Origin of the sequence: Cellulosimicrobium sp. Marseille-Q4280, assembly GCF_943181405.1 — a bacterium.
In the GTDB taxonomy this organism is placed as follows: domain Bacteria; phylum Actinomycetota; class Actinomycetes; order Actinomycetales; family Cellulomonadaceae; genus Cellulosimicrobium.
In genome coordinates this window covers 38,324-59,340 of the sequence record NZ_CALPBY010000004.1, presented here as the reverse complement: position 1 = coordinate 59,340, position 21,017 = coordinate 38,324, and the positions used below count along the sequence as shown (strand labels likewise).

Genomic DNA, 21,017 nt, shown 5'->3' with positions numbered 1-21,017 from the left:
CCTCATCGAGAAATCACTGTGGTGCGCGGTGCCGGTACGGACAGCCGTCGTCCGAGGGCGCGCGACCGTCGTCGGCCGCGATGCGAACACCGCTCCTCAGAATCAAACAGCTTCCACCACGGAAAGACAACAGGTACGCGCGAGGCCGGACTGCCGAACCGGAGCCGGGCAGCGCCGAACCCGGGGTTCGCCGAGACCCATGGCGTGCTACCCGGCTCGGTCACAGGATGTCGCGGTCGCGTCAGCGATGGATCAGCTCGCGCCAGTTCGGCGGGACACGGTCGGCGGGACCGGGCACCGTCTGCTCCGGCGGGCGCGACAGCGGTGCCGCGAGATGCGGGCCCTCGAGGACCTGCTCGCTCTCGAAGTCCCAGTACCAGTCCTCGCCCGGCTCGAACGAGCGCATCAGGCGGTGTCCGGTCTCCTGGTAGTGAGCCGTCGCGTGCTGGGCGGGGGACGTGTCGCAGCACCCGACGTGGCCGCACGTCGCGCAGCGGCGCAGGTGCACCCACCACCCACCGGCGGGGTCGCACTCGGCGCACCCGTCGCCGCTCGGCGGGGCGTCCGGCTTCACGGCAGCCCGCAGGGCGGCGACGAGCGCCGCATCGTCGAGACCGTCCCCGTTGACGCTCGGGGCGCGGTCGGTGGTCATCGCGCCCCGGCGCCGGCCGCCCGGACGACGGGAGCCCACGACTCGGGGTCGAGCGCGGCGGCGGGCTCGGCTGCGGCCCACGCCCGGCAGTCGTCGATCGTCGCGGAGAGCAGGTCGCGCAGACGCTCGTCGGGGTTCGGGACGCACGCCTCGGCGACACCCTGGACCGCCGCGGAGATGATGCTCGGCGCGGCGTCGCGCACGAAGCGGCTCGGCCGCAGTCGTGCGCCCTCGCAGAACTTCTGCGCCCACCGCGCGGTGCGCGGGCACGTCGCGAGCGCGTCGGCGGACTCCGCGCTCATCGTCCCGGCGGGGCGGTGGTCGAGCACGTCGAGCATCTTCTCGGCGCCGATGATCGCGACGGCGAGCGTCTGCTGGCGCTCCGCGGGTGCGATCGGGAGCGCCGTCACCGCGGCACGCAGCGCGATGCGCACGTCCCAGTGCGGGTCGTCGCTCGTCAGCCCGATGACGGACGGGATGAGCGGTGCCAGCCTCGGCCGCTCGGGATCGACCGTGAGGTCGTTCACCGCGCGGGCCAGCATCGCGAGGAGCGGGTGCGTGCACCGTGGATGGTCGCTCCACCGCTCGCCCGCGAGGTAGGACGCGAGCTCCATGAAGCACGCCCCCTTCTTCGGGTTGCGGTGCTTGCCACGGCCCAGCATCGGCAGCATGTCGTAGGTGTCGGTCACGAGGTCACCCCCACACGGTGGGTCCGGTCACCGTCCAGTCTGCGACGAGGCCGGGTCGTTGGCAACGGGAAGCGTGACCGGCGCCACAGCAGCCGCGCTTCTGAGGTACCTCAGACGCCTCAGCCGGCCGAGGTCCGCGCGTCTGAGGCCCTGCGCGACGCGATCCTGCCCGGACGACCGATCCCGGCCCAGGGTGCTCAGGACGAGTGTTGTCGTCAGGCAGGCAGGGCGCCTGCGGGAACGGGGACGATCATGAGCGGCATGCAGTTCGGCCCGGCCTTCGAGGCCGAGCTCACGTACCACCAGCAGAAGCTCCGCGAGGACTACCAGCGGGGCGAGCCCGTGCTGCTGCACTGGCTCCGGGAGCGCCGGCACCGGCACACCCGGTGAGCGCCGCGACCGGCGAGCGCCGGCAGCACGACGCCCCCGACGCCGTCGGTGGTGGGACCCCCGGTGGGACACCCGCTGCCGGCGGCGTCGTCGTGCCCGACGGCGCCTCGTCCCCGGTCGCTCACGACGTGCCCCATTCCCCTGGCCCCTCGTGGGTGCCCGCTGGGAGGATGGGTCCCGTGCCCCGCCCCTCCACCCGCGCGCCCTTCGTGGCCCGCGCCGACGAGCTCGAACGCCTCGCCGCCGCGGTCGACAGGGCGCGCCGCGGCGAGCCCGGTGTCGTGCTCGTCGGCGCGGACGCCGGCGTCGGCAAGACCCGCCTCCTGACCCGCGCGACGGAGCTCGCCGCCGAGCAGGGCGCGACGGTCGTGTGGAGCCACTGCGTCGACCTCGGCGAGGTCGGTCTCCCCTACCTCCCCTTCACCGAGGCGCTGACCACGCTGCGGTCGGTGCACGACGCCGTCGACGAGACCGTCGCGCAGCGTCCCGCGCTCGCGCGCCTGCTCGACGCCGCGCTCCCCGCCGACGACGAGCAGAGCCAGGGCGAGCGCCTGCAGCTCTTCGAGAGCATCGCCGCGGCGCTCGCCGCCTCCGGCACCCCCGACGCGCCGCTCGTCCTCGTCGTCGAGGACCTGCACTGGGCCGACCCGTCGAGCCGCGACGTCCTGCGCTTCGTCGTCGCGCGCCTGCGGTCGGAGCACGTCGTGGTCGTCGCGAGCTACCGCAGCGACGACCTGCACCGGCGGCACCCGCTGCGGCCGGTGCTCGCCGAGCTGCGCCGCCACCCGCGCGTCGAGCACGTGGACCTGCGGCCGTTCACGGCCGGGGAGCTGCGCGACTTCACGACGGCGGTCGCGGGCGACCCGTTGCGCGAGGACGCGTTCGAGTCGGTCCGCACCCGCTCGGAGGGCAACGCCTACTTCGCCGAGGAGCTCGTCGAGGCGGGCCCGGGCGAGGAGCTGCCGTGGTCGCTCGCCGACGTCCTGCGGGCCCGGTTGGAGACCCTCGACCCGCCGGTCCAGCACCTCGTGCGCACCGCGTCGGTCTCGGGGCGCCAGGTGTCCGAGCGCCTCCTGCGCGCCGTCCTGGACCAGGACGGCGCGTTCGCGGCGGACCCCGGCGCGTTCGACCGTTCGCTCCGCGAGGCGATCGCGCACCACGTCCTGGGCATCGAGGCCGACCCCAGCGGCGACGGCCGCGACACGGTCGTGTTCCGGCACGCGCTCCTCGCCGAGGCCGTCGCCACCGACCTGCTGCCCGGCGAGCGCGTCACCGTGCACCGCACGTACCTGCGCGCCCTCAGCGAGGACCCGACGCTCGGGTCGCCCGCGCTGCGCGCCCACCACGCGCTCGCCGCGCACGACCTCCCGGCGGCGCTCACCGCCTCGCGCGGTGCGGCCCGCAAGGCGGCGCGCGTCCTCGCGCCCGCCGAGGAGCTGCGCCACCTCGAGCAGGTCCTGTCGCTGTGGGCGGCCGTGCCCGACGCCGCGGAGCGCCTCGGGGAGGACCGGGTCGCCGTGGCCCTCGCGGCCGCGGGCGCCGCGAGCCGCGCCGGGAGCCCCGAGCGCGCGGTCGCGCTCGCGCGCAAGGTCGTCGAGGCGACCGCCGACGATCCCCTGCGCCAGGCCGCGCTGCGCCACGTGCTCTCCCGCTACCTCCTCGGGACCGAGCAGGTGGAGGAGGTCCTCACGCACACGGCGGCGGCGCTCGCGGTGCTGCCGACGGAGCCGCCGTCGCTCGACCGCGCGTGGACGCTCGCGATGCGGGCCCGCGCGGCGATGAACGCGGACCAGGACGAGCTCGCCGCTGAGGTCGCCGCCGAGGCCCTCGCGGAGGCGCACCGCGTCGACGCGCCCGACGTCGAGGCCGACGTCCTCACGACGATGGCGGTCCTCGAGGTCGAGGACGAGGACCGCGCGGCGGTGCTCCTCGAGCAGGCGCGCGAGCGCGCCGTCGAGGCCGGCGACATCCTCACCGAGCTGCGCTGCTGGTACAACATCGCCGCGAACCGCTACTACGCGGGCCACCTCACCGAGGCGCTCGACGTCGTGCGCGACGGGGTGGACCGCGCACTGGCGACGGGTCTGGGCTGGAGCGTGTACGGCGTCGAGCTGCGACTGTTCGACGACCTCGTCCGGTACGCCATCGGTGACCTCACGCCCACGGACACGCTGGGCGAGACGGTTCCGGAGAGCTGGGTCCCGACCCTCGCCGCCGTGCAGCTCTACGCCGCCGTCGCGCGGGGCGACGCGGACGCCGTCGAGCGGGGCACGGCCCTGCGCCGCGACTGGTACCGCGACGGCATGATCGCGCTGATCTCCGGCGGCTGCTCGATCGACGCGCTCACGTGGGCGGGCCGGTACGAGGAGGCGGTCGAGCTCGCCGTCGAGCTCGTGGAGCACCTCGGCCGCACGTGGAGCGACTACTTCCTCGGGCGGATCTGGCTCTCGGCGCTCGCCCTCGCGGCGCTCGCCGACGCCGCCGACGCCGCCCGCGTGACGGGGGACACCTCCGCCGCCGTCGCGGGCCTCGTCGCGCGCGGTCGGCCCCTGCTCGACGCGGCCGTCACGACGGCGGAGCGCGGCCGCCCTCGCGGCGGGACGCTCGGCCCCGAGGGGCGGGCCTGGCTCGCGCGCGCCGCCGCCGAGCACGCTCGGCTCACCGGCGAGACCGACGCCGCGCTGTGGGAGGAGACGACGCGCGCGTTCGACTACGGCTACCGCTACGAGGCGGCGCGCTCGCGGTTCCGCTGGGCGGAGGCGCTGTGCGCCACCGGCGACCGCAACGCCGCGGAGATCGAGGCGGCGCAGGCGCTCGAGGAGGCGGAGGCGATGGGGGCCGCTCCGCTCGCCGAGGCCGTCCGCTCGCTCGCCCGCCGCGCCCGCCTGGACCTGCCGGGACTGCGACGCTCGACCGCGACCGTCCTCACGGACCGCGAGGAGGAGGTGCTGATCCTCGTCGCCCAGGGGCTGACGAACCGGCAGATCGGCGAACGCCTCTACATCTCCGCCAAGACCGTGAGCGTGCACATCTCCAACGTCCTCGCGAAGCTCGGCGCGTCGGGACGTGCGGAGGCGGTGTCGCTCGCGCACCAGCGGGGACTGCTCGAGGTCTGACCAGGCCGACCGGCCCGGCTCACGCGCGGTGCCCGCCGTCGTTACGCTGACCGCGTGCCTCCAGCGCCTGCCGGTCCCGCGTCGTCGGTCAGCCCTCGTCCCACCCACGGCACCCGGCCTCACCCGTCGCCCGGCGTGCTGGTCCTGCTCCGGCACGGTCAGAGCACCTACAACGCGGTCGACCGGTTCACCGGTCTGCTCGACGTCCCGCTCTCGGACCGGGGCGTCGCGGAGGCGCGGCACGCCGCCGCCCTGCTCGCGCGCGCCGCGGAGCAGCACCCGGAGCTCGCGCCCCGGCGGGTCGTGACGTCGCCGCTCGTGCGCGCGTCCGGGACTGCCGCGATCGTCGCCGCGGCGCTGCCCGGCCCGCCGCCGCTCGACGTCGAGTGGCGGCTCGTCGAGCGGCACTACGGCGCGTTCACGGACACCCCGCGCGAGATCGTCCGGCGGGACCACGGCGAGGAGGCCTACTGGCGCTACCGCCGCTCGTTCGCGCACCGACCGCCCGCGCTGGCGCCCGACCACCCGGCCCGCGCCGCCGTCGACGACGTCCTGCTCCGCCTGCCCGATGCCGCGCGCGCCGGCCTGCGCGCGGACACCGAGTCGCTCGCCGACGTGGTGGAGCGGCTGCGACCCTTCTGGGCCGCGACCGAGGCCGCGCTGGCGCTCGGCCGCTCGCTCCTCGTCGTCGGGCACGGGAACTCGCTGCGCGCGCTCTCGGTGCTCGTGGACGATCTCGCGCCCGAGGAGGTGGCGGACCTGAACGTCCCGACCGGGCAGCCGCTCGTGCGCCGGTTCGTGGTGGACTCCGGCTCCCGGCTCGTGCCCCTCGTGCGGGGCGGGACCTACCTCGACGCCGACGGCGCCGAGCACGCGCTCGCCGACCTCCAGGCCCGCGGCGGGACCTGAGCCGGCGCGGGGAGAGACCATGCAGCCCAGCCCCAGGAGGTTCCGTCCGGCGCGGCGGTTCGCTGCTCTTGCCCGATTTCACCCAGCCGTTCCCGTCCGGTTCGCGCCGTTCGCCCTGCCGCAGGGCCCGTGACCTGGCCATACTGAGTCATGACCGAGGCGCAGGCGATCCGCGAGCTCGTCGAGGCGGGGCTCGCCGGACCGACGGCGGACGAGTCGTTCGACCGGTTCGCGCGCCTGGTGCAGCGCCAGCTCGGAGTCCCCATGGCGCTCGTGTCCCTGGTCCTCGAGGACGAGCAGGTCTTCCCCGGCGCCCTCGGTCTCCCGGAGCCGTACCAGAGCCGACGACGCACCCCGCTGACCCACTCGTTCTGCCAGTACGTCGTCGACGACACGCTGCCGCTCGTCGTCGCGGACGCGCGGGTCGTGCCCCACCTCGCCGACAACGGCGCGATCCACGACCTGGGCGTCGTCGCCTACGCGGGGTTCCCCATCTTCGACCCACGGGGACGCGCCGTGGGCTCGCTCTGCGCGATCGACGGACGGCCGCGGCCCTGGACCGACGCCGACCTCGCGACGCTCGCGGACCTGGCGGCCGCGTGCACGTCGGAGCTGCGGCTGCGGGTGGCGCGCGAGCGCGCGCGCCGGATGCAGCGGGTCGCCCTCACGGCGAACCGGCGGTCGCGGCTCCTGCTCGACCTGTCGGAGACGTTCGCCTCCGCGCAGTCCGTGGGCGACGTCGCGGAACGGCTCGCGGCAGTCGGCGCCGGGATCGGGGCGCGGTACGCGGGCCTCGCGACGCTCGACCCGGCCGGCGTCCGGCTCACCTACACGACGCTCGACCACCTGGAGCCCGGCGTGCCGCGCACCTTCCGGCGGATGCGCCTCGACGAGGCGCGCGGTGCGAGCGTCGCCGCCCGCACGCGCGAGCCCCTCTTCTTCCGGGACCACGCCACGTACTCCGCGACGTTCCCGGAGGCTGCGGCGATGATCGCGGCCGACGGCGTCGAGGCGCGCTGCTTCCTCCCGGTCTTCTCCGCCACGACGCTGCTCGGCGTGGTGGCCCTCGCCTGGGACTCGGCGCAGGAGTTCGACGACGACGCGGTGAAGACCCAGACGACCGTCGCCACGTACGTGGGCCACGCGCTCGACCGGGTCCGCCTGCTCGAGGAGCGCCACCGCGTCGCGACGACGCTGCAGGCCGCGATGCTCACGGCGCTGCCCGAGATGCGGAGCGTCGAGCTCGCCGCGACGTACGCGTCCGCGACGCGCACGGACCAGGTCGGCGGGGACTGGTACGACACGGTGGTCATCGACGACGACGCGTGCGTCCTGATGATCGGCGACGTCACGGGCCACGACATGCGCGCCGCGGCCCAGATGGGGCAGCTCCGGTCGATGCTGCGCACCTTCGCCTGGTGCCAGGACGAGCCGCCTGCCACCCTGCTCCGCCTGCTCGACCGGGCGAACCGCGGCCTGTCGCTGCACGCGAGCGGCACCGCCGTCGTCGCGCGGCTGGACCGCACCCCTCGCGGGTTCGACGTCGTGTGGTCCAACGCGGGCCACCCCGCTCCTCTCGTCCTGCGCGCCGACGGGGAGGTCGAGACGCTCGACGCCGCGCCCGACCTGATGCTCGGTGTCCTGCCGGGCGCGGCCCGCCACGACCACCGCACGCGCCTGCTGCCCGGCGACACGCTCCTGCTGTACACCGACGGTCTCGTCGAGCGGCGCGGCACGTCGTACGGGGACCGGCTCGCGAGCCTGCGCGAGGCCCTGGCCGACCAGGCCGGCGTCTCGACATCGGCGCTCCCGGACGCGCTCGTGCGCCGGCTCGTCGCCGGCTCCCAGCGGGACGACGTCGCAGTGCTGGCCCTGCGCGTCCGGCACACGATGCCGCACCTGCCGCGCCCGGGCCGACCGGCGACGGTGCGTCGCGACGTCCCGCACACGTCGACCGCGATCGGCCGGTCCCGGCGCTGGGTCGACGACGTGCTGGAGAGCTGCGACGTCGCGCCGTCGGTCCGTCGTGTCGCGATGCTCCTGACGAGCGAGCTCCTCACGAACGCCGTCCAGCATGCACGCCCTCCGGTCGCGGCGACCGTCGAGGTGGGGCACCGGGTCGTGCGGATCGGCGTGCGGGACGGGTCGACCGAGCGGCCCCGTCTGAGGTCGCCCGAGCCGCACGAGACGGGTGGTCGCGGCGTGCAGTTCCTCGAGCGGTGCGCGCTGCGCTGGGGGGTCGACGCCGACGCCGAGGGCAAGACCGTCTGGTTCGAGCTCGCGACGACCGACTGACCCACCCTGTGCTATGTCAGGAGCGCCGGGTAGCGTGTGGCGTGGACCACATCCGGCCCGGACGCCCCCACCCGCACTCGGAGAGGCAGCTCGCCATGACCGACCTCGTCACCCCCGTCGACACGGTGGAGGGATCCCTCGCGCCACGTCCCGCGAACCCGCTGCCCGCCCACGAGGAGCTGGACGTCGTCCTCGACGGCTACCGCCGCGAGCTCACGGGCTACTGCTACCGGATGCTCGGCTCGGCCTTCGAGGCCGACGACGCGGTGCAGGAGACGCTGCTGCGCGCCTGGCGCTCCTACGACCGCTTCGAGGGCCGCTCGAGCCTGCGCTCGTGGCTCTACCGGATCGCGACGAACGTCTGCTTCGACGCCCTCGGTGCCCGCAAGCGCCGCGAGCGCCCGATGGGCCTCGGCGGTCCGCAGCCGGCCGAGGTCGAGAACCTGGGCCAGGTCCTGCCCGAGGAGACGTGGGTCGAGCCCGTGCCCGACGACCGCGTGCTCCCCCACGACGGGGACCCCGCCCAGGTGGCCGTAGGCCGCGAGAGCATCCGCCTCGCGTTCGTCGCCGCGCTGCAGTACCTGCCCCCGAAGCAGCGCGCCGTGCTGCTCCTGCGCGAGGTCCTGCGCTGGCAGGCCAGCGAGGTGGCCGAGCTGCTCGACACGTCGGTCGCGTCGGTCAACAGCGCGCTGCAGCGGGCCCGCGCCACGATGGCGGCCCGGGCGCACTGGAGCAGCGCGGGGGTCGACGACGACTCCGACCGGACGGGCGGCGTCGGCCCGGCCGGCCCGGCCGACGTCGCCGGGAACGTCCCCGGGGACGAGCAGGCCCTCGGGGACGAGGAGAAGCTGCTGCTCGAGCGCTACCTCGACGCGTTCGAGCGGTACGACATGGACGCGCTCGTCGCGATCCTGCACGCCGACGCCACGCTCTCCATGCCGCCGTACCCCCTGTGGATGCGCGGCACGGACGACATCGTCCGCTGGATGGTGGGCCCGGGGTGGGAGTGCGAGGGCTCGCGCCTGATCCCGGTCGCGGTGAACGGCACGTTCGGCTTCGGCCAGTACCGTCGCGCCGAGGGTGGTGGGTACGAGCCGTGGGCGCTGCAGGTGATCGAGACCCGGGGCGGCCGCGTCGTGGAGATCAACGCGTTCCTCGACACGGCCGCGTGGTTCCCGCTCTTCGGTCTGCCTCCGCGCCTCGACTCGTGACCGGCCCGGGGGCCGTCAGTCGAACGTCTCGAGGAGCGTCTGACGCTCTCCCTCGGTGAGGTTCGTGGCGATGAGCTTCCCGTGCACCCCGTGGAACCGCTCGCCGACGGCGTCGAGGTCCCCGTCCTCCGTGACGACGAACAGCGCGGAGGTTCCCGGGGTCACACCCTCGCGGATCCGCTCCATCTGGTCCTTGTCGATCCCGACGGCGGCCATGGCCTTCGACGCCGCCCCGATCGCCGCTCCGGCGGCAGCGCCGATCAGCGGGATGAAGAAGATCGTCCCGAGGAGCAGCCCCCAGAACGCGCCCCAGCCGGAGCCGCGCCACGTGTCCTGGTGGCCGTGGCGTGTCGTCGGCTTGTCCGCGCCCTCGGGCCACGTCACGACGGCGGAGTCGACGAGGCGGATGTGCCCCTCCGACGCGGCGGAGTGCAGGATGCCCGACGCCGTGTCGGCCCCCGCGGGTGTGTCGAAGCTCCAGACGGTGAAGGTCGCCATGGTGTCCTCCGGTCCTCTCGTGCTCGGTACGGCCTTGGGCGTGCGGGTCTCAGGTGCGGGTCTCGGGTGCGGGTCTCAGCCGAGGAGCTTGGCCTTGGCGGCGGCGAACTCGGCGTCGCTGAGCACGCCGGACGCGTGCAGCTGGCCGAGCCGCTCGATCTGCGCCAGGAGGTCGTCCCCACCGGACACCGGGGCGGCAGGTGCGGCCGGGGCGGCGGCCGGCTGCGCGTACTGGGCGGCGGCCTGCTGAGCGGCCGCCTCGATCCGGGCCTGCTCCTGCTGCGCCGCGGCCTGCTGCGCCTCCCAGGACTGCTGCTGGCGGTTCGCCTGACGGCGCGAGACGGCGCCCGCGGTGGCCTGGGCGGTGCCGGCGATGACGGCGGTGCGGGCGGCGGTCCCGATGAGGCCGGGACGACCCATACGACGGATGGGCATGGTGGTTCTCCTCCGGGTGTGACGTGCTGGCTGGTGCTGGGTCAGGTCGTCCGTCCGGGCGACGGTCAGGTCGTCCGTCCGGGCGACGCGTCAGTCCTCGGCGAGCGCGAGGTCCGCGACCTCGTTGACGACCTCCGCGGGGATCCGCTCGCTGAACAGGACGACACCGCCGGCGTCGGCGGCCGCGCCGACGACCCCCCGGGCCCACGTGTGCTCCACGACGAGGACGAGCGCCGAGGTGCCGGGAGCGAGCCCGGCCGCCACCTCGTCGAGGTCCTCCTCGCCGGCGAGCCCGGCGCTCGAGAGCTGGACGTCGGTGATCTCGATCTCGTCGCCGAGGTCCGTGAGCTCGAGGAACTCGACGTCGCCGTTCTCGGACCGGCGCACGACGGCGAGGTCGAGCAGCGTGACGGTGCCTTCCGCGAGGACCTCGGCGACGGCGGTCTGGACGCCGGACGGGATGCGGTCGGACGGGAACGCGATCGCGACGATCTCGACGGGACCGAAGCTGGAGCTGGCCATGAGGGGTTCTCCCGGTGTCTGAGGGTGTGCGGGGCTCGGGTGCGGGGTTCGGGCGGGTCGCGGGGTCCGGGACGCCGAGGGGGCGGTGGCGCCCGTTCAGCGCGCGGCGCGCTCGGCCTCGTCGCCGTGGACGACGAGGGCCCACAGCACGAACACGTCGAGCAGGATCGTCACGATCGACCACCAGGGCGTGACCTGGAGGGTCGTGAACTGCGCGACGGCGTTGAGGACGACGAGGACGATCGCCACGAACCTCGCCCAGCCCTTGCCCGCGAGGAGCGCGAAGCCCGTGAGGACGAGGAGCAGCCCGATCACGAGATGGATCCATCCCCACGTGGAGACGTCCAGCACGACGACGCCCTGGTCGGTGACCCCCACGAGACTGTTCGGGGAGAACACCGCGACGAGGCCGCTGATGGCGTTGAACAGACCCAGCGTGACGAGCACGATGCCCGCGAACCAGATCCAGCCGACCCATGCGGACACCTGCGACGACCGTGCCATTCCGTCACCTCTCGAGGGTTCTCGGACCTCTCGGCGACCCTGACCTGCGGCCGCCGACGTGCGCGGGACGATCGTGGCACCGATGGGGCGGTTCGGCATCCGGTGCGTCCTGCATGCTCGTCCGCGGGCCCGGCACTACGTTCGTGGCATGACGATCCCCGCATCGCCGTCGGCGAGCCCGTCACCGGACGACACCTGGTCGGAGCCGACCGACGACGGCACCCGACCCGTCCAGCACGACTCCCGCAGGCCACCGCGCTGGATCCCTCGCGCACTGGTCATGGGCGTGGTCGCGGTCTTCGTGGCGGTCTTCGCGTGGTACGCGCTGGGGCAGCTCCAGGGCCTCGGGGTGAACATCCTCATCGCGTTCTTCATCGCCCTCGCGCTCGAGCCCATCGTCGTGTGGCTGGTCCGGCACGGGTGGCGTCGCGGTGTCGCCGCAGGCGTGTCGCTCATCGGCTCGATCGTCGTCGTGCTCGTCGTGCTCGCGCTGTTCGGGAACCTGTTCGTCCAGCAGCTCGTGCAGCTCGTGCAGACCATCCCGGCCCTCTACGAGGACGCCCGGACGTTCCTCGAGGAGCGGTTCGACGTCATCGTCCCCGAGTCGGACGAGCTGTTGCGCGAGGCCTTCGACCAGTTCGGGCAGGACGTCGCCTCCGGGGCGCTGCTCGTGGGGACGACGATCATCGGCGGCATCTTCGCGTCGCTGACGATCCTCCTCGTCACCTACTACCTGCTGGCCGCCGGGCCGCGGTTCCGGGCCGGCGTCTGCCGGTGGCTCACCCCGAACCGTCAGGAGGAGGTGCTGCGGCTGTGGGAGATCACGCAGGTCAAGGTCTCCGACTTCATCAACTCGCGCATCGTGCTCGCGGCGCTGTCGAGCGTGTTCACCCTCGTGTTCCTGCTGATCGTGGGCACGCCGTACGCGCTGCCCCTCGCGGTGTTCACGGGCGTCGTGTCGCAGTTCGTCCCGACGATCGGCACCTACATCGGCGGCGCCCTCCCCGTCGCCGTCGCGCTCACGTCCCAGGGGATGCCGCAGGCTCTCGCCGTGCTGGCATTCATCATCGGCTACCAGCAGCTCGAGAACCTGTACTTCTCACCCAAGGTGTCCGCGCGCGCCCTCGAGATGAACCCCGCGGTGAGCTTCGTCGTCGTGCTCGCGTTCGGCGCCGTGTTCGGGGCGCTCGGCGCGTTCCTGGCGCTCCCCATCGCCGCCACGATCCAGGCGGTCGCGAACACGTACCTCCAGCGGCACGAGCTCATCGACTCGCACCTCCTGCACGACCCCGGCGAGGAGGGCGGCGACGACGCCGCACCGCGCAGGCGGCACCGCGACGGCGACGGCGGGGTCGCCCAACGTCGCCGAGCGAACCGCCGCGCGGCCGAGGAGGCCGCCCGGACGGTCGACGAGCGCCGGGCGGACGGCATCGAGTAGCCGTCCGCCGTCCGCCGGCGGCCGTCAGAGAGCGGAGATGCCGTCGCCGATCATCTTCGCGCCGATGACGAGCAGCAGGACGGCCATGACCACGGCGTTGTTGTGGATCAGCCACGACTTGAGCCCGTCGAGGAGCGCCGCCGCCCGCGTGCCCATCGACACGTAGATGACCACGGGGGTCGCGACGCCGAGGCTCGCCACGAGCGCGAACACGACCGCCGCGGTGATGCTCACCGCGACGTCGCCGCCCGCGGCGGACCCGATCGCCGCGCCGCCCGACACCGCGAGCAGCAGGTTCTTGGGGTTGACCGCACCGAGCAGCACGGCGAGCCCGAGCGCCTTGACGGGCGTGAACGAGTCGATCGCGGCCATCCACCTCGGGGCGGGCGGCTCGACGTCGCCGCGCGGACGCCCCCGCCACTGTCGCACCGCGACGAACAGCAGCAGCAGGCCGAGGACGATCTTGACCCACGCGACCCACTCGGCGGGACCGCCGGAGTCCGGCGCGGCCGACCCCGCCAGGAGCGCGACGACGAGCGCCACGCCCCCGACGGCGACGAACCAGCCCAGGAGGAACGCGACGGCGTTCGCCCTCGCCTTCCCGCTGGTGAGCATGAGCACCACTGCCACGATCGGCAGCGGGCTGATCATCACGCCGACGGCCACCGGCAACGACTGGCCGATCGCGGCTCCCACGGCGAGCTCCCCGGTCCCGGCCGGCTCAGGCGTTCTCGTCGAAGGCGGCCCGGAGCTTCGCCTCTTCGTCGGCGGACAGGTTGGTCTGGATCAGCTCGCCGTGGATGCCCTGCGCCTGCAGCGCGTCGTGGACACGGTCCAGCACCGCGCCGGACGTGAGGACGAACAGGGCCGAGGTCCCGGGCGTCACGTTGCTGCGGACCGAGTCGATGAAGTCGTCGTCGATCCCGACGTCGGTCAGCGCCCCGGCGATCGCGCCGGACGCGGCACCGATCGCCGCTCCGATCAGGGGGATGAAGAAGATCAGCCCGAAGAGCATGCCCCAGAACGTGCCGCCCAGCGCACCGGCCGCCGTCGTGCTGTTGCCCTGCCGCGTCTTCGGCTTCTTCTTCCCCTCCTCCCAGGAGACGGTCGCCGCGTCCTGCACCTGGATGAGCTCCTGCTTCTGCAGCGCGAGGAGAGCCTCCTCCAGCCGCTCCGCGCCGTCGGGGGTGTCGAACTTCCACACGGTCAGGGTTGCCACGTCGTGCCTTCTTCCGTCGATGTCGTCCGGCTGTCGCCGTGCGTCCGCCGCGGGGCCCGGACGTGCCGGTGCGCGGCGAGTCGACGCTATGGCGGGGGTCGGGGCACCGCCACCGGAGCGACGCCGCTGCGCGCGGTTCCGGATGCACCTCGTCCGGGCCCGTGGTTCCCTTCCCGTGTGCCGACGGACGCGCCGACGGGTGGGCCGACCGACAGGTCGGAGGACGTACCGGCGGATCCGCCGGGCGGGCCGCCCGCGCGCCCGCTGTCCACGCGGCACCTCCTGTCGCTCGTCGTCCCGTCCCTCGTGGTCGGCGCCCTGAGCGCGGTCACCCTCGTCGCGCTGTCCTCGCTCGCGACATGGATCCAGCACCTCGTGTGGGACCGGCTGCCCGACGCCTGGGGCGTCACGACGACGGAGACGTGGTGGACGGTCCTGGTCCTCACGGTCACGGGGCTGCTCGTGGGGGCGACCGTCCGGTGGGCGCCCGGTCACGCGGGGGTGGACCCGGCCACGGCGGACCTCGTCGCCGCCCCCCTGCCGATGCGGACCCTGCCGGGCCTCGCCGTCGCGCTCGTCCTCGGCCTCGCCGGCGGCGTGAGCCTCGGGCCGGAGAACCCGATCATCGCGATCAACGTCGCGATCGCCGTCTGGTTGCTGTGCCGGCCCCGGCTCGGGGTCCCGGTGAACGGCGCCGTCGGGCTCGCCATGGCGGGCACCATCGGGGCGATGTTCGCGACGCCGCTCGCCGCCGCGCTGGTGCTCACCGAGACGTTCGCCGAGCGCGGGGACCGGTCCGGACCGCTGTTCGACCGGCTGTTCGCCCCGATCGTCGCCGCGGGCGCGGGCGCCATGACCATGGTCGTCTTCGAGACCCCGACCTTCGAGATCGACCTCCCCGCGTATCCAGGGGTCCAGCCGGGGGACCTGGTCGGGGCGATCGTGGTCGGGATCGTCGCCGCCGGACTCACGCTGCTCGCGGTGCTCGCGTTCCCCGTGGTCCACCGCACGTTCCACCGGCTGCGGAGCCCGGTGCTGGCCCTCGGTGCCGGCGGCCTCGTCCTCGGGCTGCTCGGGGTCGTCGGCGGACCGCTCACGCTGTTCAAGGGCCTGGAGGAGATGAAGGAGCTCTCGGCGGAGGCGGACGACCTCGCCTGGACCGCCATCCTGCTCATGGCGCTCGTCAAGCTCGCCGCGCTCGTCGTCGCCGCCGGGGCGGGTTTCCGCGGCGGGCGCATCTTCCCCACGGTCTTCATCGGGGTCGCGATCGGCCTCGCCGCGACGTCCTTGGTCCCGGCCGTGCCGGCCGCCGTCGCCGTCTCGTCCGCGGTCCTCGGCTCGGTCATCGTCGTGAGCCGCGACGGCTGGCTCGCCCTCTTCATGGCCGCCGTCGTCGTCGGCGACGCCCGCCTCCTCCCGGTCCTGTGCCTCGCGATCGTGCCGCTCTGGCTCGCCGCGCGCTCGATGCCCCCGCTCCGCGTCGACCCGCCCGCCGAGGGAGCCGGCGAGTTCCCCGCGCTCGCGCCCCGCCCGTAGCACCGCCCGTCGACGGAGGACCGCGTGACCGACCCCGCCCCGAGCCCGCCGGCGACCCCACGCCCGCCTCCGAACCCGACGGCACTCCGCTGCGCCGGCTGGGACGCCGGGTCGGGCGCCCGAAGCGCTCGGACGTCGTGTCCGGCATGGTCACCGGCCTCTTCTCGATCCCCGAGGGCATGGCGTACGCCTCGATCGCGGGCTTCAACCCGGTCGCCGGGCTCTACGCGGGCGTGGTGCCCGCGATCGTCGGCTCGCTCACCGCGCGCACGGTGCTCATGATCACGACGCTCACGAGCGCGATCGCCCTCACGTCGCAGAGCGTGCTCGCCGGCGTCGGGCTCGACCCGACCGACCCGGCGAACGTCGCGACGCTGACGATCATGGTCGGGCTCGCGATGCTGCTCCTCGGCGTCCTGCGGCTCGGCGCCGTCATGAGCTTCGTCTCGAACGCGGTGATGGTCGGCTTCTCCACGGGGATCGCCCTGCAGATCATCACCGGCGTGCTCGAGGACGCGACGGGCTACGACCCGCAGGGCCACAACCGCCTCGTGCAGCTCGGCGACTGGGTCGTGCACGTCGGCGCCTGGGACGTCCCCTCGACGCTCGTCGCCGTCGCGACGGTCGTCGTCTGGGCGCTCGCGCGATCCGTGCGCCGGCTCGTGCCGGTGGCGCTGCTGGTGGCGATGGTCGTCGTGAGCGTCGTCGTCGTGGTCGCCGGGGTCGAGGTCGAGCAGGTGGCGGACATCGCGGCGATCCCCGCGGCCCTGCCCGGTCTCTCGCTGCCGGACCTGTCCGTGGCCCCGTCGCTCGTGGGCGGTGCGTTCGCCGTCGCGCTCGTCGGCCTCGCCCAGGCGGCGAGCATCGCCCCGTCGATGCCGAACCCCGACGGCTCACGCTCCGACGCGAACGCCGACTTCCGCTCCCAGGGCTGGGCCAACGTCGCGGGCGGGCTCTTCCAGGCCCTGCCCAGCGGTGGGTCGATGTCGCGCACGGGCGTCGCGGCGGAGGCGGGCGCGCAGACACGGTGGGCGGGCGTCGTCAGCGGCGTGTTCCTCGCCCTCGTCGTGGTGCTCCTCGGAGGTGTCGCCGAGCTCATCCCCATGCCGGTGATCGGTGGGCTGATCCTCGTGGTCGGCGGCGAGCTCGTCTGGGGGAAGCGCCGCGAGATCGTCCTCGTGCTCCGCACGTCACCGCTCTCCTCCGCCGCGATGATCCTCACGTTCCTCGCGACCACGCAGCTCCCGTTGCAGCAGGCCATCGTGCTGGGAGCGGTGCTGTCCTTGCTCCTGTACTGCGTGCAGGCGGCACGCCAGTCGCGCCTCCTCCTCCTGCGGCGCGGCGCCGACGGCCGCTGGTCGACGTCGACCGAGATCCCCACGACCCTGCGCTCCGGCGAGGTCACCGTGCTGGACTTCGCCGGGACGTCGTTCTTCGCGGCGCTGCCGCGGATCGAGAGCACCCTGCCGCGGGGCGACGACGCGCGCGGTGCCGTGCTCGTCCTCGCCGTCCGGACCCTGCCCGACATCCCGTCGTCGGCCGTGATGGACCTGCTGCACCGCACGGCTTCCCGGCTGCGCGAGCAGGGCAACCGGCTCGTCCTCGTGGGCGTCTCCCCCGCGATGCGCGCCCTGCTCGAGCGGACGGGGACGGTCGCAGCACTCGGCGAGGACGCGGTCGTCGACGCGAGCCCGGAGGTCCTCGGGGGCCTCGAGAGGGCCGTCGCCGACGCCGAGCGCTGGGCCGCCACGCACTCCTGACGCCCGTCCCGGTCGGATCGCCCGTCCCGGTCGGATCGCCCGGCCAGGTCGTCCGACCGGATCGCCCGGAAGGTCGGGACGCCGGTCCCTGGGACCCGGGACGCTCCCCGCACGAGTCTTCCCCGGTCAGCACCGTGGCGCGACGAGGGTCGCGCCGGACCAGGGAGGAACTTCCATGCAGGACGGATCGCTCACCGCACCGTCGCCCCTCGGGGCGACCACGCCACGCCGACCGCGCACGACGCCCCGCGCGTGGGCGTGGACCGGGCTGGCCGCCGGGATCCTCGGCCTCGTGTCGATGGAGTCTTCCATGCGGCTCGGCCAGAACTGGGAGGAGACCGCCGGGGACGCCGACGCGATCGTCGCGGACCTCGCCGGCCGCACGGGGACGATGCTCGTCTTCCACACCGCGACGATCGTGTGCGCGCTGCTCGTGCTGGTGTTCGCCGCAGGCCTGCGCCGGCGCCTCGACGCCCAGGCCCCTGCGGGCTCGCTCCTGCCGACGGTCGCCGGGTGGGGGCTCGTGCTCGTGTCCGTCGCGGGCCTGCTCGGCTCCGGCCTGGACACGCAGTTCATGTTCGGGTTCGCCGAGCCCGACCTCATCGTCCCGGAGTCCGGCGCGTTCTACAGCGACTGGGTCGCCACCATCCCGTGGCTGTGGGTCGGCGCGGGCGTGACCGGCGTCGCGCTCGGCGTCGCGGCGCTGCGGCACGGCGCGGCCCCGCGGTGGATCGGCGTGGTCGGTGTCGTGCTCGGTGGGCTCACGCTCCTCACGGGCATCTCGCCGCTGCAGTACATGGCCGGCTTCGTCGGGCCGGTGTGGCTCGTCGTCACCGCGCTCGGCTTCGCGCTCGGGGACCGGCGCTGAGCACCCCGAGCGAGATCGGCAGGACGCGTCGAGTGCGGCAGCTCGGCCCGAGATCGGCGGCTCCTCGTGCCGATCTCGGGCCGGAGGGCCGATCTCGGCGACGCCCGACGCCGGGTGATCTCCCCGCCGAGGTCTGGTCGCCGCCCATGCCGCGGCCCTACCGTGGGCTCGTGGCCGGTCCTGGGCCCGGCCGCGCCGGGATGCCCCGCACGCGCTGGTTCCTCGGCGGAGCCGTGGGAGCTCTCGCCTGGCTCCTCGGCACGTCCGCGCTCCTGCTGCAGCTCACGTCGGGAGTCCCGCTGCTCCTCGGCGACCTGCTGTTCGTCGTCGTCGACGCGACGGTCGCGATCGTCTACGGCACGGTCGCCGCGGTGATCCTCGCGCGCCGGCCGCACGTCGTCGGGTGGCTCACCGCCGTCGCCGCCGTCGGCGGGGGCGTCGCCGCGCTGGGCGGCGGCTGGCGCAGCTACGCGTCGACCCATCCGGCGCTCCCCCCGCTCACCCCGCTCGCCGACGCCTACGGCTGGGCCTGGGTCCCGGGGACGATCGGCCTGTTCGTCCTCGTGCCGTGGTTCGTGCGCTCGGGGCGCCTCGGGATCGGCAGCTGGTGCGGCGTGGCCGCCGGCGCCGCGTCGATCGGGTACTTCCTCCTCGCCCCCACCGACGACCCGCGACCCGCGATCGCCGTCGTCGTGGTCGTCGGGCTCGTCACCGCGGGCGCGACGGCGTGGCGGTGGCGCCGCGGACCGGTGGAGGACCGGCGCGGGCTCGGGCTCCTCGCGCTCGGGACGGCCCTCATGGCGCTCTCGTTCCTCCCGTTGCTGGGCAGGTGGGCGAACCCGGACGTGATCCTCGCGCTGCCCCTCACGCACCTCGCGTGCCAGGCGATGTTCCCCGCCGCGATCCTCGTGTGCGTGCTGCGGAACCGGCTCTGGGGCATCGACCTCGTGCTGTCGCGCGCGACGATCGCCGCGATGCTCGCCGTCGGGCTCGCGGTCGTCTACGGCGCGGTGGTCGTCGTGGCCGCGACCGTGGTCGACGGCCCGGCGGCGCAGGTCGTCGCCGCGGTGGGCGTCGCGCTCGTGGTCCAGCCCCTGCACGCGTGGCTGCGACGTCGGGTGCGCGTGCTCGTGTACGGCGACGGCCGCGACCCGGGCCGCGCGGCGCTGAGCGTGGGACGCCGCCTGACGGCAGCGTCGACCGCCGACGAGCTGGTCGCGGGCCTCGCGAGCGGCGTGCGCGAGGCGCTGCGGCTCGAGTCGGTGACGATCGAGTGGCCCGTCACGACCGTCGCCCGCTCCGGCTCCGGATCCGGATCCGGTTCCGGTTCCGGTCCCGGCGACCCTGCCGACGCCGGCCGGCGCGCTGCCGTCCGGTCGATCGAGCACGGTGGCCGGGTGATCGGCCGGGTGCACGTCGTGCCCCGCGCCGGCGAGCGGCTCGACGCGCGGACGGACGACGCGCTCGACCAGCTCCTGCCCGTTCTCGGTGCCGGGCTCGCGCTCGCGCAGGGCGCGCGCGAGCTCGAGGCCGCGCGCGACGCGACGACGCGCGCCCGGCTCGCCGAGCGGCGCGTCATCCGGCGCGAGCTGCACGACGGCGTCGGGCCCTGGCTCACCGGGCTGCGCCTCGGCCTGCAGGGCGCGCGCAACGTGCTGGAGACCGACCCGGCGGCCGCGGCAGCGATCCTCGACGCGCTCGGCGCCGAGGCCGGGCAGCGCGTCGAGGACGTGCGCGCCCTCTCGCGCAGCCTCCTGCCGCCGTCGCTCGACGACCTCGGGCTCGAGGCCGCGCTCGGCGAGCTCGCCGGACGCCAGGCCGTGGCCGGGTTCGTCGTCGACGTGCGGTGCGACCCGTGCGCCGGTCTCGACTCCCGCGTCGCGGCCGCCGCGTACGCGATCGCGAGCGAGTCCGTCGTCAACGCGGCGCGGTACGCGGGCGTCGACGAGTGCCGCCTCGAGGTCGTGGTGCGCGACGACGACCTCGTCGTCACGGTCGAGGACCAGGGCGTCGGGATCGCGCCCGGCGCCCGGCCCGGCGTGGGTTCACGGTCCGTGCGGGAGCGTGCGGAGGAGCTCGGCGGGAGCGTGGCCGTGACCACCGCGACGCCCGACGGCGCCCGGCCGGGGACGCGCGTCCGCGCCGTCCTGCCGCTGGAGCCGGGCCGCGCCGTCGTGGGACACGCCCCCGCCGGTCGCACCGTCGCCGGCAGCACCGCCGCTGCGGGGATCGTCGCCGGGGAGGTCGTGCCGTGAGCATCGACGTCGTCGTGGTCGACGACCACCCCGTGTTCCGGCTCGGGCTCGTCGCGCTGCTCGACTCGCTCGACGGCGTGCGTGTGGTCGGGCACGCGGCCGGCGCCGCCGAGGCGCGCACCGTGCTGGGGCTCGCCGCGCCGCCCGACGACGCGCGGTACGACGGTCAGGCGGCAGGTGTGCCCGGCGCATCCGGTCGGCCTGAGGTGACGGCCGACGTCGTGCTCATGGACGTCGACCTCGGCGACGGGTCCGGCGTCGAGGTGACGCGCGAGCTCGTGCGCGCTCGCCCGGAGGTCCGGGTGCTCGTCGTGACGATGCACGAGGACGCGGACGTCGTCGTCGCGGCCGTCCGCGCGGGCGCACGCGGGTACCTCGTGAAGTCCGCGAGCCCTGTCGAGATCGAGCGCGCGGTCCGTGCCGTCGCCGACGGCGCGATGATCCTCGGCCCGGCGGTCGCCGACCGCGCGATGGCGTACGTCGTCGGCGGACGGTCGTCCGTGCGCGTGCCGTTCCCGCAGCTCACCGACCGCGAGCGCGAGGTGCTCGACCTCGTCGCGGCCGGGCTCGACAACACCGCGATCTCGCGGCGGCTCGTGCTGAGCCCCAAGACCGTCCGCAACCACGTGACGAACGTCCTCACCAAGCTCGGGGCGCGCGACCGCTCGGCGGCGATCGTCGTCGCGCGCGAGGAAGGGCTCGGTCGGACCTGACCGCCGG

19 protein-coding genes are annotated in these 21,017 nt (G+C 74.7%); 11 read left to right on the top strand and 8 right to left on the bottom strand.

The features are described 5' to 3' along the window. Window positions 1–241: 241 nt before the first annotated feature. Both NFS20_RS11645 and NFS20_RS11640 read right to left on the bottom strand, forming a co-directional pair. Entirely contained in the window at window positions 242–652 is a 411-nt protein-coding gene (locus NFS20_RS11645; protein WP_251151955.1) for a UBP-type zinc finger domain-containing protein, read from the bottom strand. Continuing rightward, the gene (locus tag NFS20_RS11640; protein ID WP_251151954.1) at window positions 649–1,341 is read right to left on the bottom strand and encodes a hypothetical protein; all 693 of its coding nucleotides are present in this window, start codon (window positions 1,339–1,341) and stop codon (window positions 649–651) included. Before NFS20_RS11640 ends, NFS20_RS11645 begins: the two co-directional genes overlap by 4 nt. Window positions 1,342–1,593: 252 nt before the next feature. Here NFS20_RS11640 and NFS20_RS11635 point away from each other — a divergent pair, with 252 nt between their 5' ends. The 5 genes from NFS20_RS11635 (at window position 1,594) to NFS20_RS11610 (ending at window position 9,262) form a co-directional block, all read left to right on the top strand. Beyond that, window positions 1,594–1,731 carry a hypothetical protein gene (locus NFS20_RS11635; RefSeq protein ID WP_251151953.1) on the top strand — a complete coding sequence of 46 codons (138 nt, stop codon included), beginning with the start codon at window positions 1,594–1,596 and terminating at the stop codon, window positions 1,729–1,731. Window positions 1,732–1,910: 179 nt separating this feature from the next. Beyond that, on the top strand, window positions 1,911–4,847 hold the full coding sequence (locus tag NFS20_RS22160) for a helix-turn-helix transcriptional regulator (protein ID WP_285821128.1): 2,937 nt from the start codon (window positions 1,911–1,913) through the stop codon (window positions 4,845–4,847). 54 nt (window positions 4,848–4,901) lie between these two features. Continuing rightward, window positions 4,902–5,756, top strand: a complete 855-nt coding sequence (locus tag NFS20_RS11620) for a 2,3-bisphosphoglycerate-dependent phosphoglycerate mutase (RefSeq protein ID WP_251151952.1) — start codon at window positions 4,902–4,904, stop codon at window positions 5,754–5,756. Between the two features lie 150 nt (window positions 5,757–5,906). After that, window positions 5,907–8,051: a SpoIIE family protein phosphatase gene (locus NFS20_RS11615; protein ID WP_251151951.1), complete on the top strand. Its 2,145-nt coding sequence runs from the start codon at window positions 5,907–5,909 to the stop codon at window positions 8,049–8,051. Window positions 8,052–8,146: 95 nt separating this feature from the next. Further along, a complete protein-coding gene (locus tag NFS20_RS11610; RefSeq protein WP_251151950.1) occupies window positions 8,147–9,262 on the top strand; it encodes a sigma-70 family RNA polymerase sigma factor in 1,116 nt (371 codons plus the stop codon). 15 nt (window positions 9,263–9,277) lie between these two features. On the opposite strand, the gene NFS20_RS11605 is transcribed toward NFS20_RS11610, so the two are convergent. From NFS20_RS11605 to NFS20_RS11590, 4 genes are all read right to left on the bottom strand, one after another. Next, a complete protein-coding gene (locus tag NFS20_RS11605; RefSeq protein ID WP_251151949.1) occupies window positions 9,278–9,760 on the bottom strand; it encodes a DUF1269 domain-containing protein in 483 nt (160 codons plus the stop codon). Between the two features lie 75 nt (window positions 9,761–9,835). Then, complete coding sequence (locus NFS20_RS11600) at window positions 9,836–10,195, bottom strand: SHOCT domain-containing protein (RefSeq protein WP_251151948.1); 360 nt, start codon at window positions 10,193–10,195, stop codon at window positions 9,836–9,838. Window positions 10,196–10,285: 90 nt separating this feature from the next. Beyond that, window positions 10,286–10,717, bottom strand: coding sequence for a DUF6325 family protein (locus NFS20_RS11595; RefSeq protein WP_251151947.1), 432 nt, complete (start codon window positions 10,715–10,717; stop codon window positions 10,286–10,288). A gap of 96 nt (window positions 10,718–10,813) precedes the next feature. Next, window positions 10,814–11,221 (bottom strand): DUF7144 family membrane protein, encoded by a 408-nt coding sequence (locus NFS20_RS11590; RefSeq protein ID WP_251151946.1) that lies wholly within the window; start codon window positions 11,219–11,221, stop codon window positions 10,814–10,816. 148 nt (window positions 11,222–11,369) lie between these two features. Here NFS20_RS11590 and NFS20_RS11585 point away from each other — a divergent pair, with 148 nt between their 5' ends. Further along, window positions 11,370–12,659: an AI-2E family transporter gene (locus NFS20_RS11585; RefSeq protein ID WP_251151945.1), complete on the top strand. Its 1,290-nt coding sequence runs from the start codon at window positions 11,370–11,372 to the stop codon at window positions 12,657–12,659. A 24-nt stretch (window positions 12,660–12,683) separates the two neighbouring features. On the opposite strand, the gene NFS20_RS11580 is transcribed toward NFS20_RS11585, so the two are convergent. Together NFS20_RS11580 and NFS20_RS11575 are read right to left on the bottom strand one after the other, a co-directional pair. Beyond that, a complete protein-coding gene (locus tag NFS20_RS11580; RefSeq protein WP_251151944.1) occupies window positions 12,684–13,355 on the bottom strand; it encodes a GAP family protein in 672 nt (223 codons plus the stop codon). Between the two features lie 25 nt (window positions 13,356–13,380). Further along, a complete protein-coding gene (locus NFS20_RS11575; protein ID WP_251151943.1) occupies window positions 13,381–13,878 on the bottom strand; it encodes a DUF1269 domain-containing protein in 498 nt (165 codons plus the stop codon). 177 nt (window positions 13,879–14,055) lie between these two features. On the opposite strand from NFS20_RS11575, the gene NFS20_RS11570 reads away from it, so the two are divergent. The 5 genes from NFS20_RS11570 to NFS20_RS11550 all read left to right on the top strand — a co-directional run bounded on the left by NFS20_RS11570 (window position 14,056) and on the right by NFS20_RS11550 (window position 21,010). Continuing rightward, on the top strand, window positions 14,056–15,414 hold the full coding sequence (locus NFS20_RS11570) for an ion channel protein (RefSeq protein ID WP_251151942.1): 1,359 nt from the start codon (window positions 14,056–14,058) through the stop codon (window positions 15,412–15,414). Further along, entirely contained in the window at window positions 15,303–17,174 is a 1,872-nt protein-coding gene (locus tag NFS20_RS11565; protein ID WP_285821127.1) for a SulP family inorganic anion transporter, read from the top strand. Before NFS20_RS11570 ends, NFS20_RS11565 begins: the two co-directional genes overlap by 112 nt. A gap of 175 nt (window positions 17,175–17,349) precedes the next feature. Then, the gene (locus tag NFS20_RS11560; RefSeq protein ID WP_251151940.1) at window positions 17,350–18,042 is read left to right on the top strand and encodes a hypothetical protein; all 693 of its coding nucleotides are present in this window, start codon (window positions 17,350–17,352) and stop codon (window positions 18,040–18,042) included. A gap of 170 nt (window positions 18,043–18,212) precedes the next feature. Then, entirely contained in the window at window positions 18,213–20,297 is a 2,085-nt protein-coding gene (locus NFS20_RS11555) for a sensor histidine kinase (protein ID WP_251151939.1), read from the top strand. Continuing rightward, window positions 20,294–21,010, top strand: a complete 717-nt coding sequence (locus tag NFS20_RS11550; RefSeq protein WP_251151938.1) for a response regulator transcription factor — start codon at window positions 20,294–20,296, stop codon at window positions 21,008–21,010. The genes NFS20_RS11555 and NFS20_RS11550 overlap by 4 nt, the downstream gene beginning before the upstream one ends. The last annotated feature ends 7 nt before the right edge of the window (window positions 21,011–21,017 follow it).